The organism is Heliorestis convoluta (assembly GCF_009649955.1).
Lineage (GTDB): Bacteria > Bacillota > Desulfitobacteriia > Heliobacteriales > Heliobacteriaceae > Heliorestis > Heliorestis convoluta.
This window is the reverse complement of sequence record NZ_CP045875.1, coordinates 132,927-150,240: the sequence shown is the minus strand read 5'-3', so window position 1 is coordinate 150,240 and position 17,314 is coordinate 132,927. Positions and strand designations below refer to the sequence as shown.

The 17,314-nt window shown below is 35.0% G+C and carries 12 protein-coding genes and 1 other annotated feature; of the genes, 3 read left to right on the top strand and 9 right to left on the bottom strand.

The features are described from left to right. Window positions 1-204: 204 nt before the first annotated feature. From FTV88_RS00620 to FTV88_RS00580, 9 genes are all read right to left on the bottom strand, one after another. Window positions 205-525 (bottom strand): hypothetical protein, encoded by a 321-nt coding sequence (locus FTV88_RS00620; protein WP_153723911.1) that lies wholly within the window; start codon window positions 523-525, stop codon window positions 205-207. Between the two features lie 236 nt (window positions 526-761). Next, the gene (locus FTV88_RS00615) at window positions 762-2,156 is read right to left on the bottom strand and encodes a PIN-like domain-containing protein (protein ID WP_153723910.1); all 1,395 of its coding nucleotides are present in this window, start codon (window positions 2,154-2,156) and stop codon (window positions 762-764) included. Window positions 2,157-2,323: 167 nt separating this feature from the next. After that, window positions 2,324-2,728: a LexA family protein gene (locus tag FTV88_RS00610; RefSeq protein WP_153723909.1), complete on the bottom strand. Its 405-nt coding sequence runs from the start codon at window positions 2,726-2,728 to the stop codon at window positions 2,324-2,326. Between the two features lie 240 nt (window positions 2,729-2,968). Further along, window positions 2,969-4,051: a DUF6765 family protein gene (locus FTV88_RS00605; RefSeq protein WP_153723908.1), complete on the bottom strand. Its 1,083-nt coding sequence runs from the start codon at window positions 4,049-4,051 to the stop codon at window positions 2,969-2,971. Between the two features lie 554 nt (window positions 4,052-4,605). After that, entirely contained in the window at window positions 4,606-6,360 is a 1,755-nt protein-coding gene (locus tag FTV88_RS00600) for a UvrD-helicase domain-containing protein (protein WP_153723907.1), read from the bottom strand. 1 nt (window position 6,361) lies between these two features. Further along, window positions 6,362-8,497: an ATP-dependent nuclease gene (locus FTV88_RS00595; protein ID WP_153723906.1), complete on the bottom strand. Its 2,136-nt coding sequence runs from the start codon at window positions 8,495-8,497 to the stop codon at window positions 6,362-6,364. Window positions 8,498-8,663: 166 nt separating this feature from the next. Further along, window positions 8,664-8,819: a hypothetical protein gene (locus FTV88_RS00590; RefSeq protein ID WP_153723905.1), complete on the bottom strand. Its 156-nt coding sequence runs from the start codon at window positions 8,817-8,819 to the stop codon at window positions 8,664-8,666. Window positions 8,820-9,105: 286 nt separating this feature from the next. Beyond that, entirely contained in the window at window positions 9,106-9,837 is a 732-nt protein-coding gene (locus FTV88_RS00585; RefSeq protein ID WP_162007825.1) for a toll/interleukin-1 receptor domain-containing protein, read from the bottom strand. Between the two features lie 354 nt (window positions 9,838-10,191). Continuing rightward, window positions 10,192-10,359: a hypothetical protein gene (locus FTV88_RS00580; protein ID WP_162007824.1), complete on the bottom strand. Its 168-nt coding sequence runs from the start codon at window positions 10,357-10,359 to the stop codon at window positions 10,192-10,194. 558 nt (window positions 10,360-10,917) lie between these two features. On the opposite strand from FTV88_RS00580, the gene FTV88_RS00575 reads away from it, so the two are divergent. The 3 genes from FTV88_RS00575 (at window position 10,918) to FTV88_RS00565 (ending at window position 16,304) form a co-directional block, all read left to right on the top strand. Then, complete coding sequence (locus FTV88_RS00575; RefSeq protein ID WP_153723902.1) at window positions 10,918-11,139, top strand: YdbC family protein; 222 nt, start codon at window positions 10,918-10,920, stop codon at window positions 11,137-11,139. A 1,171-nt stretch (window positions 11,140-12,310) separates the two neighbouring features. Beyond that, window positions 12,311-15,058 (top strand): type I restriction-modification system subunit M, encoded by a 2,748-nt coding sequence (locus FTV88_RS00570; RefSeq protein WP_153723901.1) that lies wholly within the window; start codon window positions 12,311-12,313, stop codon window positions 15,056-15,058. A 16-nt stretch (window positions 15,059-15,074) separates the two neighbouring features. Next, entirely contained in the window at window positions 15,075-16,304 is a 1,230-nt protein-coding gene (locus FTV88_RS00565) for a restriction endonuclease subunit S (RefSeq protein WP_153723900.1), read from the top strand. Between the two features lie 12 nt (window positions 16,305-16,316). Next, window positions 16,317-16,640: a sequence feature (16S ribosomal RNA rRNA prediction is too short), on the bottom strand. Window positions 16,641-17,314 lie beyond the last annotated feature (674 nt).

Below are 17,314 nucleotides of genomic sequence, written 5' to 3'. Positions count from 1 at the left end.
TTAACTCACCCATAGAAGTGTACAGCACAGAATTGCTTGTTATGGCATCAACGGCTGCAATATCCATTTCTATATGAATCTTTTCACAGGCTAAAATCGGACAATGTCTCTCAAAAACGGGAAAAACGTTATCAGACTTTCTCATCCGACCAAGAACGGTCTTCCCTCTTTGCTCAAAGAGAGGTGAAAAAAGAATCTGACCTGTTAAAGCAAGATCTTTAAGCCTTGCTGATCCTCGATAAAGGCTTCATCATGTGTCTTATTTTTTGTTGGTGCCATTTTGATAGAGGGAATCTCTTTTCTAATTCGTAGCAGATAGGATAAGAAGTAGGAAGTTATCAATGAATAGGAGATTTTTACTCTAGTGTTTGTCACTTGAATATGATCTCCGTAAACAACATCAAATTTGTAGTGATCTTCCAATAGTTCAATCAACGAAAGAAACATAACTGGAAGATAAAGTGCAGACATCTTCGTAGAGACATTGGACAAGAAAGAGTTGATACACTTTTCGTAGTAATTCAAGCTTCTCCCTCCTAAGCAACTCAGACATCCTAAAAAACTGCCATAGCTCCTGCAGATTAAGCTACTAATTCCGTATGGCTTGGAGAAGGCTTAGGACTATGTTCGGTCTTGCCATGAGCGTCTCCTAACTTATTTCTTACTGATAAACCATATATAACTGTATGACAGCCCCAAGAATTTTCTTAAATATCCTCTGTATGTTGGCTGGTCGCTCTTTTTTGGCATAATATAAAATCCTATCTGTCTCTAAATAAGTCTTCATCTACATCTACGTCGATCTCATACTCATTACTATGAGATTCAACCAATTCCTCATCATAAAATTCACAATCAATGATTTCAAATGCTGCAGAGGGATTCGCTTTTAAATGAATATAGTTAATCGTAAAATCTATTTTAGAATTTATCTTAAACTTTGTAATGGCTTGTCCACTATGACAAACATACTTATTTACATAAGATGTAATATATGAATTAAATTCAACTTCAAATTCGAATTTTATATATTTTTCTTCCCAAGCTTTATCAAATACTATCTCACTATTTAACATATTTATATTTAATAATTCTGTACATTCTACATCACTAACTGAACCACCGAAAAAACTAAAATCAATTAATAAATCATACAGCTTATTGCTATCATTCAAATATTTATTTTCTAATTGTTCTTCTAAAATATTTAGCTTGTTAAATTCAATATATTCCAGAACATCTTTTTCTAGTTTTGCTTTAGCAACCAAGTCATTAATAGTTTCAGCCTCTAATCCAAATTCTTTACCACATAAACTTAAAAATTCCACGAAATCAACCATGTATATTTTACTTTTATTATTGGTTACTTCAGAATACTCTTGAACTAAAAACTTGTTTATTTTTTTTGATTTATAGGATTCCCACCAGTCTGTTTTCTTCTCATTTTGTACAAATAGTAAGTTTTTTTCGCTATTTTTCATTAATCGAAGGATTTCTTTCCAGATTATTAAGTCTCCATATTTTTTTACTAAATAATCGTTACTATTTTCTTGATTATTCTTTTTCTCTTTCTTTTCATCTGTGTATCCAGGAGGAAGCTTATATTTAAAGCGAGTTTCTCCTTCTACGTATAGAGACAAGAGTTCTTTTGTGGAAAAAGGCTTTTCACTTCTTAATTCATTAAGCTCTTCAACTAAATCTGAAATAATATCATTATCATTAGAAATTACTTTTAGATCTTTTTCATATTCAGATGCCAAGATTGATAAATCGCTCTTAAAATTACTTCGTAAAGTGTCAATTTCATTTAAAAACTTTTGATTAAAATAATCGTTGGTTAATATATTGCTTGTGTATAAGTTTTTCAATTCTTGATTAATTTTATTTTTGGCATCATTTAGTTGCTGGCAACTATTTTCAATTATATTTTTGTAACGATTAATTGTGTAATCTCGATTTTTAATGACGTTCTGAGTGAACTCAATATATACTTGATTTGGCAACCAAAAATATTGGACGTTGTTAGAAATAGCAATTATGATGTCTTCGATTATTGCTGGAGGAAGTTTATACATGTCAAGCCACACATTACTATCAAAACAAATGATAAATTCATCAAGATCATATTTTATTTTGCTTTTTTCCTTCTCAAACATAGTCTCACATCCTTTTAAGTCCAAAAATTTAATTTATTCTTAAACTAGCAATGCTTTGCACTCTTCAATTTGATTGAGTAGAGACTTTTGACAAGAAAGATTTGATACACTTTGAGGTCTCTCCGCTTTTCTCGTAGTAGTTCAAAACTTGTCTGCTCTAAACCAACTCACTCATCCTTTTTTGGGACAATTTCATTAACCAAATGATCAGCTTTCCATCCTATACTGATAAGATAACAAGTCGCATCTTTAAATGAAATATTTTTCTTCCTCATACAATCTTCCACCATAGAAAGCGTATTACCCTCAATGGTAATGGTCACTGGTTCTGGTTCAATCTCTGGTTCTAACTCAAATTCTTCATCAGTTTTGAGCACAATAGTTCGCGGTTTATTAGGGTCCACATGTAAATGTCCTTTACTTTCAAGTATTTTAATATATCTATGTATACTAGACGTTGACTTCAAATTTACTGCATCAGAAATTTCCCGAATTGAAGGCGGATAACTATGTTCTGAAACGTATTTCTGTATGAACGCCAAAACATTTTTTTCTTGACGGGTTAATTCCATAAAGATCACTCCTGCTTTTTATGCAAGACTTTTTTAGGAAAAAACACAAACCAGCCATATGGTTGCTAGGAACAACCACCAGGCTGGTTTTTCTTTATCAATACAATAAAATTATACCATATCAAAGGGTAAAATCCTGTCGAATATTGTAAGATTCTGATTTTTAATATCTGATATTTCTTATAGGTTAGTATCCCGGAATTACTTCCTCATACTCTTTTGATATGTTTGTTTGTTAAACTAGGCAATTAGCAAGCCATATTTCGGAAAGAGTTTGCGTAATAGGAAGTAGTAGTGATCTCTAATAGCGTCATAGAAGTATCTCCAATGACTTGTTTCAAAAAATTTGTGAGAGTTTATTATATCTGTTTCAACATCATAGCCATTTGTAATTTCAAACTCCCATGAACCTCTTCCATCACTTGCATAGCTTACATATTCTGGTCCAAAAGAAAACTTGCCTTCCCGTATTAATTTTAACCATTCCCGATGGCGTTCCTCACCACTTGTAAAATCAATAGTTCGTAAGTAATCCTCAATTTTCTTTCGCTCCTCAGAAGGCACTCCCTCAACGTCTGCATAAGGATTATCTATTAGATATCTTTTCATGGCCTCATAAATATGGTCAACAGCTTCCATATAAATTTCGGGATTATTCTTGAGGATCTCGCTTCCTTGATGATCTTCGTAACTCCATGTGAGATAAGGTCGATCTGGATAACTCAGAACTGTTCCGTGACCTAAAGGAAGAGCTGCATTTAAGAATATACCTTGAGCTTTATCAAAGTTGCTGCCAAAAAACGTCGATAACTTATCTATGAGTTTCTCGTCGATCTTATTTCTACGTAAGTATTTAACCTTATTTACTTCACTTTGAATTCCTGCAAAACCTTGGTGTGCCCAAGTATCCGCATAAGTATGCAATGCGATTCCAAAACGATAGAGCCCCGTTGTTTCGCTTTTCTTTTCGATACAATCTCGTATCATATCTTGAGCTAACGGACTATTTTTTCTGCATATTATCCTTTTAACATAGTCAAGCTCTTTCCCTTCACTGGCTGTTAAATTGCCGTTGCCAGGAAGAAAATGAAAAGGGATCCAAACTAATGAATATGCTAAGTCGTTAAAGTTTCGATAGTCAAGCATTTTATGCGCCGACTGTAATGGCTTGTAAAGTGCACCGTCTAGAAATCGGATGGGAACATTAAGAGTTGCATCATCTACGTATTGTGAGCAGTAAGCAATAATATCTGCATCTCTTTTTTCAAAACCTGCCAATCGAGCAAGTACATAGATCACACCATGATGAAAGTCAATCTGCATTTTACCCCCACCTTTATGTAAGTATTGTTATTACTTGCAATTCTTCTGTAGTTTATTTTTTCTTCTAGGTTCTGTAATCCATCAACACTTACTATGTATTTATATTTCACATGTATAACGGCTTTCATTTATATATACTCTTCTGGTCTTCGTATATATAAGTAATGTAATTAAAAGAAGTAACTCTATTTTTTATATGACGTTAATTGAAAATAATAGAAAACACAATAAAAACTATTATAAAAAGGATAAAGTAAAATACCTGCATTAAATAACCCCTTTCTAAAATCCACAACAATCATTAAAACCTCTCCAAATTGTAATGCCAATCCCAGACGATGAGCGAATGATAACCTTTTCCTCTACTAAACACACAAACCAGCCACTTGGTTGCTTTCGTGAAAGAATACTTAAAAAACTAAAAGTCTTTAATGCTTAAACTTATATACTCTAGGGCAACATTCGTCAGTAATCAAACAGATTGATAATTTTACATAAAATGAAGATTAACCGTCAATGTTTAATCATTGATATTCACTTAAAAGTTTCAATTTTTAAATATCAATAATTTCACATTCTGATAATATTGAATGTTTATCATCAGCTAAATAGGGAATATTTATATACAATTTTTCCTTTGCCCTACTAAAACCTACATACAAAATTCTTGTATCATCATCAATCGAATCAATTTTCGGTTCAAATAAATATCTTAAATTCTTTTTCTCTAATACCACTAAGACAGTATTAAATTCACATCCCTTGGCCTTATGGATGGTCCTAATCAGACTTTCATCTTCTTGTAAACGTAAAGACTGAACCATATGTTGATATGTATATTGATTAGCAAATTCGAAAAACTTTTTCCCTCTTTTTGTGATTTTAGCACTCGGTGATTCAACATCAAATCGCTCTAAGATCTCTTCTAATGTAACATTATGGTATTCATATAGTGTTTTCTTATAGTTTTGATTTCTTAAGGAATAAAGCCTCTCTATTGTTTGAATAGCAAAGCTTCTTTTTTTCTTTTGGGTAATTTTACTGCCATTCGCATGATAATTGAATATTTTTTTCATTAGACTCAAAGCTTCTTCATATTTTTTTTGTTCTATTAATTCTACAGCAAATACAGCATAGTAAATAAACATTTGTCGTTGAAAGTTACTATCAATAACTCTTGAACGAACCCATAGATCCCCTAGTTCCTGAGTTGATGAGTATTTCAATTGTCTTACGGTTTCGTTATTTCTTGCTAATACACACGCTTTATGATCTATCTTGCTTACATATTGTAGAGCTTTTGATTGATCGCCAACTAATACGGTTACTTTAGCACCTTCTCTATTCTTTTTTGCTTTTTGAACTAATTCATCGTCACGAATGTTTTGTAGAAATTTCACAATATTATTTGTACTACGTCGATTATCCGGCATGTAGTATTCTTTTAATTCATTAAGTTCAAAAACCTCAAAGTCTTCTCTCTTAGCTCCTTGAAACTTATATATTGACTGTGTACTATCACCAATCACACCAACGATAGTTTTTTCAGCCGCTAATCTTCTTACAATTGAAGTTTGAATAGGATTGGTATCTTGAAATTCATCAATGAAAAGATAAGGAAATTTATAACTTAAAAATTTTATTACACTTGGTTTCTCTTTTAGTATCCTATAAGCAAGATAAAGGACATCTTCATGATGAATTTGACCTTTATTCCAATAATACTTCTTGTACGTAAGGAGTTGTTTTTGAGTCAATTTTGGAAGTCGAATATTACTTGCAGTCTTCTTGTATTCTGATCTCAATTGAAAATTTAGACAATCATCTTGCTCTAAAATCCAATCAAAGTTTTTTAGACACTGTAGGAACCTTTCAATGCGATCATCGTTAAGTAAATAAAATCTTCTACGACCTAATTCACTATCGATCCATTTCTTTATTATTGAGATATTTGGTATATGCTCATCATGACCATCCATTTTTTCAAGATTAATTAAATTAATCCCCTCTTCGTCTTTAAGTAAAAATCCATAGGGCTTAACAATATATTTATATAAGAAGTTATGTATAGTTCCTATTTCAACTTTTTCTCCAACAGTCTCACCTAATCTTAAACGTATTTCTTCCGAAGCCACATTTGTATAGGTAATGCAAGCTATCTTAGCTGTACGGCCTAATCGTGTTGAGTTTTGCAGAACGTTTTTTACATGATTTGTTAACCAATGAGTTTTACCAGCACCTGGCCCAGCAATAATCTTAAAATGCTGCTCAATATGAATAGTAGTATTTGAATCGATTTTTTCCTCCATACTATCCCTCCTCTTGACCGCAAGCCCAGAGTATTGCTTCTTCAATGTATGGTGGAACTCTAAAACTGACTGGCTGTCCCTTTTCGAGATTTTTTCTTAATTGATATGCTAATTCAAGTGCATGTTCACCTTTGTTGCTTTCAACTGATTGCAAATACCTTGCTGCAATGAGAGCTTTCTTCTTTTCTTTTTCTTCCCAGGTTTGAGGTGCTGCTTTAATTTTTGAAATCAGTTTTTCTGATTTTACTCTTGTTAACATTTCATCTAGGTCTTTTCCATCCAAGTATAATGACATCAATGACTCCAGTTCATTCCTGTTGGACACATAATCTGTCAACAGTAGTTGACAAGTTGGGTTCCAATAGGCTAGTTCATATTCAAATGTCTTTCCTTTACCCTTAAGTTGAGAAAATATACGAATATTATTATGATCTTTTTGTTTTTGCTTTAATTCAAAAAGCACGGTTGATTCATCCTTATAGGTATACTCTTTAGGGTTGGATTGTAATTCGAATGGGAAGCACTTGGTATTTTTTGCCTTCTTTTCTATTTTTCTTTTAGTAGGATCTGTATCTGTAATACAAGATATCCTTTTATTAATTGCAGATTTTCTTAATGGATCCTGCTCTGCATAATAAAATAGCTTCAGAAAATGATTGAAGTACCTACCACTTATATTGACGACACAAACATGATTATCTTCTAAAGAGACTGGTATATGCTTTTCCTTTTTCACATAATCTGCAAAACAAGATAACAATAGTTGTTCAGCAATCCCTTCAACCATGATGATACTTTTAGCAAAAAGCATATCCGATTTCGTTGCATCTAAGAACCTTTTAACATACGCTTTTGACTTTTTATCTTCCTCTGAGTCTAAATCAAAAACTTTTCCTGGGTAAGATACATTTAACTTTTGCTGTTGAGCAATATTCAAAATAATTATTTCGTCTAAATCAACTGCTGCAGTAATATGAGTGGAATGAGTAGTAATGAATATCTGTCTAACTTTGTCTTTTTCTTTTAGTTTTTGTTTTAAAAATTTGAGAAATTTGTATTGCATTGCAGGATGAAGATGAGCTTCGGGTTCTTCTATAAGTAACATAGGAAATACTTTTTGTTCATCTTCATTTACATAATCTGTACACTGCATTTGCATTTTTGCTAGTAAAATAGACATGTAAATCAGATTGTTATAACCTAATCCATTATGCGTAACAGGTATCTTTATTCCGGTCTCCTTTTCAATTATTAGGCTTAATGCAGAAAATAATTCGACCTCATTAATTCGCCCTTCAAAATTAGGGATTCCTTCAATGGATGCTCCAACATTTTTTGCATAATCTAAGATTGGTTCGGTATGGATTCGCTCCTTTAAACTTTTAATAAGCTTTCCTGATTCTTCTCGAAAATTTTCATATCTTTTTTCTCTTTCATCTTGTAATTCCGCATCATTCTCTCCTTCTAACTGGTAATCCAGGAAATAAGTTAATACTTCTTTAAGCAAAATATTTTTACCTGTTAATAGTTTTTTTTCAACATCTCTAATAGCATCTAAAAATTGATAATCAAATTTACTTAATTCTTCTGAATTCGCTCTATTTCTTAATTTTTCATCTCCCCCATAAATTCTCGAAATGTATTTTCTGATATATTTTCTTTTTAACAAATCCCAAAAATCAATTTCAATATCTTTTTTTTCATCTACTAATTTTTGAATGTCCTTCTGGTAATTTGCAAATATTGCTCCCTCAGGTAAAAAGAACTCATAAGTTAGCTTTGCCAAATATGGTCTATCAACTATAATTCTCCACGCATAGATCACGTTATTATCATCAGATAATTCGTTAGAAAACTCGGAAGACTCCTGAATCCAAACACTAATTGTTATTTTAGGAGGTATATAAATACCTTTTTCATTTTTAGTAAGATAGTGGCATATAGGAATATTTTTATTGAAATCTTCCACATCAGGACGGTACCGTTGGTTTTGGTTAAATATAAGTCCTAATGCACTGAGTAAGTTAGTTTTGCCCGCGTTATTATGTCCAATGATAACATTCATACCTTCATTAAATTCTATAACGTTCTGTTGAAAGCTTCGAAAATTAAATATTTCTATTTGAGATATGTACATTTAGCTCACACCTTTTTATTACATATTGACTTGTATTTGTAAGTCTTGTGTCAATTAAATTGTTTGTAGTGTTTTTTATTTGATCATAGCTTTTATCCGAGAACTTTTTAATGAAATAGCTTATGATAAAAATGATTACCTAGCAATAACATCAATTTGGCTTCGGTTATAGTTCGATAGAAAAGAATTCATCAATAAATGGTTCAATACCATTAATCAATCCATATATTGTCGCGTCATTATATGCACAAATACCCTGTGCATTCTCTAACCGAAGGATTCCCCCCATAGTCCTTCCAAGCATAAAGTTATCAACTTCCACCGTTTCACTCTCCTAGATTTTTTACAAAACGTTTGTACTATACCTCTTTTTATCTCCTTTACACCACACCACGTTACAGAGGTAAATTACCTCTTATAAACAATAAAACCAGCTAAACAGACTGCTTTGCACAGCCCAAGCTGGTTTTCAATGTCTTTCAATTGGTTGTATTTTTTATAAATCATGTTATAACGTAACAGCTTCTCAAAGTTTAGTAAAAAAATGTCAAGTCTTCTCAAAAAAAGCCCCACAGTAACCTATTTGTTTTTTCTGTAGAGCTTGCGAACTAGTATACACTTTCCATTTTTTCATGAGTTAAACACCATATCTCATAAGCTACCTTTTCATAATCAGATATACTACCTACAATTTTTTTATCAAACCATTTAACAAAGATTGAATGAATTTTAATTGTTAGCTCAGATATTGACTTTATTTCAGGTAAAATGGTTATTATGTCTCTTATTTCTGGGTCATACTCGTCAGAGGGAGCTTCTGGAAAGAGGTCAATTGGATCCAGGGAATTAATAATGCTTCTAATTTGTAAAAACAGAAGCTCTGGGTCACTATTATTCTTTTCCTTTTTAGCTTTTTTGTGAGCAGTAGATGGGTAATTTAGTTTTTTTAGAAACATATCTATTAACCCTTTGGTAGAAAACTTACGAGCATCAATATACCCAGTTGTTTCAGATATTCCAGGCACTTTAGTATTATCTAGCCTTATTGGCAATATATATTCTGCATCCTGTGCAAAAGCCCTTTCCTGTGCACTACGAAGCTCGTGCTTAGCCCAGGACTTCTCTACATAAAACTTTGAAATAAATATAGCGCAATAGTCAGCTTTGAAAGAATATATTTGGGACAAATGCTGATATAGATTTTTCCCCCACAAATTTACTTGTTCCAACTCATCATAAAATACTTTAACTCCATGTCTGGTTAGCTCAATAGCTATTGGTCTTACAAAGTCCCTATCTTCACCTGCAAAAGAAAAAGCAATATCATATTCTTTAATCAATTTAACCTCCATGAGACATATTTTTAGTTTTTAAGCATCTCTGACAATTTTTTGTATTAATTCAAGCTTGTCCTACCACCTCAGCTATTACTTTTTTGAGACCATGACTTCATTAAATAGCCGATGTGCCTTCCAACCTACGCTGATAAGATAACTAATAGCATCTTCAAATGATATATTTTTCTCTCTCATACAATCTTCTACCATAGAAAGAGTAATACCCGCCCTAAATTGTAATGGTCACTTGCTCAGGTTTCGACTCAATCCTCTCATTCTATCTCAAATTCCTCAACAGTTTTTAGTACGATTGTTCGAAGTTTATTTGGGTCAACTTCTTGAATCCACAGCAATAAACTAAAGAAAAACCTCTAAAATCCGCATAAAATCCCGTAAAAAAGAGTTAAATGCTTCTAAAGAAAGAATCAAAATCTCACCTACGGGGTGAACGTCATGAAATTCAGTATTGAGCAATCCAATGAAAATTTCAGAGAGTCTACGCATCTTAATTTCCAAAATGTCCACAAACCCTTATGTCACAGAGCTTAGCGGAATTGTCCGAAAACGTGATAATTCCAGAAATCCAGATGCAAATACAACAAAAAAGCATTATCTAACACAGAGTGGTTTTGTTTTCCATGAAAAAAGAATCTTCACACACCACCGGAATAACAGCACTCTGGAATTGTAAAATTGATTAATTCCTCAATCGGTTTATTTTTATTTGTGTTGCCAATTATCAGAAAAGACTCAGGAATATTTTTGTTAAGCGCTGCCGAAATACCTCTAAGTAAAAATAGCAAAAACCAGTCATAGGCTGCTTGGCACAACCCCGACTGGTTTCAGAACGAAATGTTAGGTTATAAAAAGTATATCACTTCCGTTGCGAAAATCCTGTCGAATTTTGTTTAAGAACCGTACAAAATATTTAAGAAAACTACGATAAACGACTAGGGAAAAGATCTATCCAATCTACAGCTTTATAATCTTTCCCTATAACACGTATGCCATCATCCTAAAAAACAAACCTTGTAGATAAACATCAACGAATAACTCCCAAAACCTTGAAAGGAGCCAAACAGCATGGCCGAAATCAAATACAATATCACCCAACACTTCGGAACTCTTTCCGAAGGCTCAAAAGGCTGGAAAAAGGAAGTCAACCTAATCAGTTGGAACGACAAAGCCCCTAAGTACGATATTCGTGATTGGGCACCTGAGCATGCAAAGATGGGTAAAGGCGTAACACTAACGAAGGAAGAATTAATTGCTTTACGGGATATGCTAAATAAGATGGATCTGTAAGTTACTCAAGGAGTGATAACCGTCAGCACTTATAATAATTACATCTTTTGGGAGAACATCGTAAACAAAGACAAAGAAGATGCTCCCTTTGTCGACCAAGCAATCACGAAAAACTCAGTGTTCTTTCACGTTCACGGTGTTATTGTCAACTGTCGAGGAATGCACTTCGGAAATTGGGTACAACTGCCTAGTCAAAAAGCATTGCTTGGATATATTAACTACATTTTTTCTATTGGCTTATCTCCTTTAAAATTCTCCATTTGAGTTCTAAAGACATGTCTTCCAATAACTAGTTCTTTACTTGAGAATACCAGGATACGTTCTCGTGCTCCAAAATCTAGAATTTTTATTCTGATAAGTTTTTTATGTTCTATTAAAAATTTTTAAAGGATGAATAACGAACTCTAGAACTATTGATGATGAAGAAATCTGACTTCCTCGAAGTTCGACATGTTAACAAACTTATTTAAATTTGTACTTTCTGGAAATTCAATGCATCTAAAATTGCTCTTACATTTTTCTCTCTAGCGTATGCGACGACTCTGATCTATCCATATTTATTCCTCTTAAGAAAAACAAGTAAGCCTCTCAAGCAATAGGTGCTTGAGAGCTTACTGTTCTTATACCACTGTTTCAGTTATCTATATTTTGAATCTTCTTTAGGCAATAAGGGGGTTTTATAAATACACAAAATAGAGTATTTTTTCGCGTTTTTATTTTGAATGTGACTAAAAAAGACCCTTTTGTACAGCTTCTATTTTATGTTAGTCGTTAGCAATGAGTGTGGAATGAGATAGAAAGGGAAATTGAAAATGATTTTAGAAAAAAGGATCTAAAGTAACTTTGTGGAATAAATCTGTTGCAATATTTTAATTAGATTACGATACAGAACATAGAATCTAAGAAGGCTTTTAAGTTTTTCATTTTCGTTTTCTAAGTTTTCTAAAGTTTTAAATTCTTGCACCGATGATGTTATGCCGTCGTACATCACTACGCAGTTTATCGGAATCAATGATGGTCTCCACTATGCGGACAACTGCACGGATACTGCACGGTATAAAGAGGTGTTCAAGCTGATTTTTGACACGCTTAAGCAGGGGTAGCATTACCGAATGATGATGAACGACTTTAAAACAATACCGCAAAGGTATGAAACTGTAGGAGGATTATCATGAATAAGCAACAACTTGCCACAAAAATCTGGGATTCAGCAAATAAAATGCGCTCCAAGATTGAGGCGAATGAATATAAAGATTACATTTTAGGCTTCATATTTTACAAGTACCTTTCGGACAGGGAGTTAAAGTTTCTGAAAGAAAACAGCTTTACCCAGGAAGACATCGAGGCTCTTGTTGAAGACGATGCCGAAACCGTAAAGTATGTTCGTGAAAATGTCGGATACTTTATTGCCTACAAGGACTTGTTCTCAACTTGGCTCAAAATGGGCAAAGATTTTGATGTGTCTAATGTCACGGATGCCTTGTCAGCATTCAACCGTCTGATTAACCCCTCTCATAAGAAGGTGTTTGAGGGTATATTTAATACCTTGCAGACCGGTTTAAGCAAACTCGGTGACAGCTCCGCATCTCGAACAAAAGCTATCAGCGATCTGATTCATCTGATTAAAAATATTCCTATGGATGGCAAGCAGGACTACGATGTTCTTGGCTTCATATATGAGTATCTGATTAGCATGTTTGCAGCCAATGCTGGAAAAAAGGCAGGAGAGTTTTACACGCCGCATGAAGTATCTCTACTTATGTCCGAAATCGTTGCAGAACATTTGAAGGACAAAAAGGAAATCATTATTTATGACCCGACGAGCGGTTCGGGCTCCCTCTTGATAAACATCGGTCGTTCTATTGCAAAGCATATTGATGATGAAAACAACATCAAATACTATGCACAGGAGCTGAAGCAGAATACATACAACCTCACTCGTATGAATTTAGTTATGCGTGGCATCCTCCCGGATAATATCGTAACCCGCAACGGTGACACTTTGGAAGATGATTGGCCGTACTTTGATGAAGTCAATCCAGTTGAAACGTACAATCCACTTTATGTGGATGCAGTTGTTTCCAATCCTCCGTACTCTCAGCATTGGGACCCGAGTAATAAGGAAGCAGACCCTCGCTACGCACGTTTTGGCCTCGCTCCGAAATCAAAAGCCGATTATGCTTTCCTACTCCACGACTTGTTCCATCTTAAGCCGGATGGCATCATGACGATAGTTCTCCCGCATGGTGTTTTATACCGTGGCGGTGAAGAGGGCGAGATTCGAAGAAATCTGATTGAAAGCAATCACATTGATGCTATCATTGGGCTTCCTACCAATATTTTCTTTGGCACGAACATTTCGACAATCATAATGGTTTTGAAGCAAAAACGTGAGAATACCGATGTTTTAATTGTTGATGCATCCAAAGGTTTTATTAAAGTTGGCAAAAATAATAAGCTTAGAGCATCTGATATTAAAAAGATCGTTGATACCGTAACTATCAGAGCCGATATTGACAAATTCTCATGGAAGGCCAGCCGTGAAGAAATCCGCCGAAATGAATACAATTTGAATATTCCAAGGTATGTTGATTCCTCTGAAGGCGCAGAAAAATGGGACATTTATGCTACTATGTTCGGCGGCATTCCCATGAGCGAAATTGCTGAACTTAGCGAGTACTGGAGTGCTTTCCCAGAATTAAAAGAGACATTGTTCTCAAAAGGTGTAGGTCCTTATGCTGAGTTGGCGGTCAACAATATTGAACAGAGTGTCGATGAGCACCCCGCCGTAAAAGCTTTTGTTTCCAATTTCATGGGAGCTTTTAGAGACTTCGACAGTTTTTTGAAAAGCGAGCTTATAACGAATATTGCGAGCCTCAATATTTCAAAAGAAGAGGTTTTTTTGAGTGCTGACATTTTTGCCCGCCTTGATTTCATTCCACTTATTGACAAATACGAAGCATATCAATTGCTTGCTGACGAGTGGGCAAAAATATCTGTTGACCTCGAAATAATTCAGACAGAGGGCTTCAACGCTGTTAAAAAAGTTGATCCCAATATGGTAATTAAGAAGAAGGACGGCAAAGAGGAAGAGGTACAGGATGGTTGGATCGGTCATATTATTCCATTTGAACTTGTTCATCGGACATTACTTTCGGCTGAATATGAAGCACTTAAGAAAAAAGAGAGTCGCCTTACCGAAATCTTCTCTGAATATGATGAAATACTCGACTCACTTTCCGACGAAGAAAGGAATTCAAGCGTGACAAACGATTCCAGCGATGCGTTTGTCGCAAAAGAAGTCGGTGATAAACTCAAAGAAATCAATGCTGATGTGGACACCCAGGAAATAAGGACTCTGAACGCTTATGCCGCTCTTTCCAGGAAGGCCGACAAACTTACCTTTATTAGCGCACATAACGATGTAGTATGGTCGAATATGGAAGCGAATACTGATGGCACATATGGTAAAAAAGCAGTAAATGCTTATTTAGCAGAGCTTCAATCCGCTTTTGAATTCCCGGAAGAATCCTTTGAAGCAAAGATTGTAAGAATAAGCAAGTTGATGACCGAAGAAAAGGAAGTAAAAGCACAGGTAAAAGCGGATGCCGCAGCATTGCATATGAAAACAAAGGCAACCATTGAATCGCTTTCCGACGAACAGGCGCTTGAACTGCTTGAGCAAAAATGGATTTTTCCGCTTACTGAGAGTATTAAGCAACTTCCCAATGCGGTAACTCATGTTTTGGTAGACAAAATCAAAGCCATTTCTGAAAAATACGCTGTCACATACTCTGCGGTCGTATCGGAGATACAGGAAACGGAGTCTACACTCTCGGCGCTCATTGATGAACTCGTCGGAAACGAGTATGATATGAAAGGTCTCAGCGAGTTCCAGAAGCTGCTAAAGGGTGAATGATAGAGTGCGTCTCTGAATGGCTGAAAAAGATAAAAAACCAGAGATTCGCTTCATTGGATTTACCGATGCTTGGGAACAGCGTAAGTATAAAGAATTAGCTGAAACCCGAAGAGGATTGACATATAAACCAAGCGATATTGTTGAGGATGGTGTTAGAGTTCTTAGATCTTCCAACATAAATGAAGACACTTACTTGGAAAAAGACGATGATGTTTTTGTTAATGAAAGTGCAGTAAATATTGAATATGTAGATGAAGGTGATATTCTTGTCACTTCCGCTAATGGGTCAAGTAGATTGGTTGGAAAGCACGCAATAGTGTGTAAATTGGACAAAAAAGCGGTGCACGGTGGATTTATGCTGCTTGCTAAGACTAAGAACCCATATTTCTTAAATGCCTCTATGAGTTCATCATGGTATGAGAAATTTATAAGCATTTTTGTATCTGGCGGAAATGGTGCAATTGGAAACCTTAACAAAAGCGATTTGGATGAGCAACTCGTTTATGTCCCAAAAGATGGGGAACAAACCAAAATCGGCACCTTTTTCAAAAACCTCGACAACCTTATTACCCTTCATCAGCGTAAATATGACAAGCTGGTTATCGTCAAAAAATCCATGCTCGAAAAAATGTTTCCGAAGGATGGAGCCAATGTTCCGGAAATTCGCTTTGCCGGATTTACCGATGCTTGGGAACAGAAGAAGGTTGGAGATGTGCTAACAGAAAAGCAACGCCCTATTAAAATGGAAGATGATGAAGAGTATCAGCTTATTACGGTGAAACGTCGTAATGAGGGAATCGTATCCAGAGGCTATTTCAAGGGCAAAGACATTTTAGTCAAAAACTATTTTGAAATCAGGTCTGGAGATTATTTGATTTCAAAGAGACAAGTGGTACATGGAGCAAATGGAATAGTGCCGGAAAGCCTTGATAAATCAATTGTTTCCAATGAATACTTAGTATCCATTGGAAACAAAAACATCACTACCGAGTACTGGACTTTAATATCGAAACTGCCTAATATGTATAGGAAGTTTTTCCTCAGCTCATATGGAGTTGATATAGAAAAGCTGGTATTCGATGTTGAAGATTGGAAAAAAAGAACGATAATTCTTCCTTCGTTGCCTGAACAAGAAAGGATTACGTTGTTCTTTCAGCGTCTCGACAATCTTATCACCCTTCAACAGCTTGAGTTAGAAAAGTTAAAAAATTTCAAGAAATCCATGCTCGAAAAAATGTTCGTGTAGGAGTTGTGAATACGCAATGGTCTTTGAGAAAGAAATTGATTTTGAACAAGCTTTGAGTCCCAGTGTGGCCGTTCACCCTCTCAGGCCGGCTACCGATCGTCGCCATGGTAGGCTTTTACTCCACCATCTAGCTAATCGGACGCGGACCCATCTATTAGCGGATTGCTCCTTTGGTTGTCCATGATGCCATAGAACAACTTTATGCGGTATTAGCTCTCCTTTCGGAAAGTTATCCCCCTCTTATAGGTAGGTTATCCACGCGTTACTCACCCGTTCGCCACTAAGTCTTGGAATAGCAAGCTATCCCTTAACTCCGTTCGACTTGCATGTGTTAGGCATGCCGCCAGCGTTCGTCCTGAGCCAGGATCAAACTCTCCAAAAAAGGATGTTTTGGAGTTCGCTGCGCCATAAATGGCGTCAGCAGTGAACTTCCTTTGCATTCCTTATATATGGGTGAGCCTGATAAAGCTCTTAATTGACTTAATTTTGTACATTTTGCTTTGCCTTTTTAAGAGAACCAGCGTAGAGCGAGAACGAAGGTTTTCGCACCGTAGCACTTTATCTCCTAAGCGACTCAGCAAATTGTCAGAATTGTTTTCGAATTGTTGTGGAGTCTGACCCCCGAACAATTCGCACAATTTCTTGTTTCGCACGCTTGACTTGTTTACAACTGTTTGATTTTCAAGGACCGGTGCGCTTTAGAAAGTGTAGCTCTCGTTCAGCGCCAGAATCTCATCTTAACACAAGCTCTTATATTTTTACAAGTGTTAATTGATTCCATTTCTTTTTGAGGGGTTTTTGTTTCCCCCGAACGAGATAGAATGTTATCATAATTCGTCGAAGCTTGCAAGCCTTTTTTTGAAAAAAGTTATATAATAGTTTAACAGAACTTGCTTGACTCTTAATTTTCGAAAAACATATAATTGAAAGGATGTAAACAACGAAGGTAGTGCCTTCATCTATAGGTATGATGATCAGGGATATACCCAATCAGGATTATACCTACATTG